Below are 1,832 nucleotides of genomic sequence, written 5' to 3' on the forward strand. Positions count from 1 at the left end.
GTGATAGTGCTGTTTGGATAGGGTTTTTTAAAAAAATAATATTTAATTTGAATTGGCATTAAAATTGCTATATATATTAGTGTAATTAGTTACATAAAATTAAGGAGGTTTTTAGTATGAAAAGAATATTATTAGTTTGTTCAGCAGGGATGTCAACATCTCTATTAGTTACTAAAATGCAAAAAGCAGCACAAGAGCAAGGTGTTGAATGTACAATAAATGCTGTAGGTGAAGCAGAATTAGTAAAACATGAAAATGAAATAGATGTATTATTATTAGGACCGCAAGTAAGATTTTTATTAAATAAAATGAAAACTAAATTTGATCCAAAGGGTATACCAGTTGCAGTAATCAATACAGTTGATTATGGAACAATGAATGGAACAAAGGTATTAAAACAAGCATTAGATTTAATGAATTAATAAATAAATTAGTAGCATTAATCATAAAAGGAGTGTAACAATGGAAGAAATAATTATGAATTTAATAGTTTTTAGTGGCGAAGCTAGAAGTTACGCGATGGAAGCTATGGAAATAGCTAAAGAAGGAAAAATTGAAGATGCTAAAAAATTAATTGAAAAATCAAAAGAAACTTTAGGAAGCGCTCATGCAACTCAAACTACTTTAATTCAAGGTGAGGCTGCAGGAAATAAAACTGAAGTATCTTTATTATTAGTACATGCTCAAGATCACTTAATGACTTCTATAGTTGTTAAAGACTTAGCTGAAGAAATAATAGCTCTTCATGAAAGATTAAATAAGGTGGAATGTTAAAATGTATAAGTTAGGTATTTCTATATATCCTAATAATTCGACTATTGAAGAAATTAAGGATTATATTAAGCTTGCTGCTAAATATGGATTTAAAAGGATTTTTACTTGTCTAATATCTGCAGGGGATAAAGATTTAAACTTAGTAATAAATGAATTTAAGGAAATGTTACAAGTAGCAAATGAAAATGATATGGAAGTAATAGCAGATATAGATCCAACTGTATTTAATAATTTAAAAGCATCTATATTTGATTTAAAAGTATTTAAAGATATGGGACTTTCAGGTATAAGGTTAGACATGGGATTTAGTGGATATGAAGAGTCAGTAATGACTTACAATGAGTATGGGTTAAAAATAGAATTAAATATTAGTAATGGAACAAAGTATGTTGATAATATTATTTCTTATAAAGCAAATTTAAATAATTTATATGGATGTCATAATTTCTATCCGCATATTTATACTGGATTATGTTATGACAACTTTATATCAGCTAGTAAGCAATTTAAGGAGCTTGGAATAAGAACAGCAGCTTTTGTTAATTCACCATCTGCAAAGTTTGGCCCATGGCCAGTTTCAGAGGGGCTATGTACATTAGAAATGCATAGAGATTTACCAATTGATGTTCAAGCAAAGCATTTATTTGCAACGGGGTTAATAGATGATGTAATTATTGCAAATGCATTTGCATCAGAGGAAGAGCTTGAAGCTTTAAGCAATATTAATAAGGATATGTTAGAATTTAATGTTGAATTAATTGATGAAATTAGAGAACTTGATAAGACTATAGTTTTAGATGAATTCCACTTTAATAGAGGAGATGCATCTGAATATATGGCAAGGAGTACACAAAGCAGGGTAAAATATAAGGGTGAAAGTTTTCCACCATATAATGTGGTAGATATAAAAAGAGGGGACATTTTAATAGATTCGGATTTATATACTAGATATGCAGGAGAATTACAAGTGGCTTTAAAAGATATGAAAAACACAGGTAAAACTAATGTAGTTGCAAGAATAGTTGAAGAGGAAGTATTCTTATTAGACTATATTAAGC

The 1,832-nt window shown here is 28.7% G+C and carries 3 protein-coding genes; all 3 read left to right on the top strand.

Going from position 1 to position 1,832, the window contains the following annotated elements:
- Positions 1 to 116: 116 nt before the first annotated feature.
- Positions 117 to 422 carry a PTS sugar transporter subunit IIB gene (locus E6248_RS15770; RefSeq protein WP_316341716.1) on the top strand — a complete coding sequence of 102 codons (306 nt, stop codon included), beginning with the start codon at positions 117 to 119 and terminating at the stop codon, positions 420 to 422.
- Between the two features lie 40 nt (positions 423 to 462).
- Positions 463 to 774 (top strand): PTS lactose/cellobiose transporter subunit IIA, encoded by a 312-nt coding sequence (locus E6248_RS15775; RefSeq protein ID WP_316341717.1) that lies wholly within the window; start codon positions 463 to 465, stop codon positions 772 to 774.
- A gap of 1 nt (position 775) precedes the next feature.
- The coding region (locus E6248_RS15780) for a MupG family TIM beta-alpha barrel fold protein (RefSeq protein WP_316341718.1) at positions 776 to 1,832 on the top strand (1,057 nt) is incomplete at its 3' end.

It is taken from the genome of Clostridium sp., from assembly GCF_032552055.1.
Lineage (GTDB): Bacteria > Bacillota > Clostridia > Clostridiales > Clostridiaceae > Clostridium.

Excerpts from the sequence above, each read along its gene's own strand:
- E6248_RS15770 (WP_316341716.1), top strand. The coding sequence starts at position 117 with ATGAAAAGAATATTATTAGTTTGTTCAGCAGGGATGTCAACATCTCTA.
- E6248_RS15775 (WP_316341717.1), top strand. The coding sequence starts at position 463 with ATGGAAGAAATAATTATGAATTTAATAGTTTTTAGTGGCGAAGCTAGA.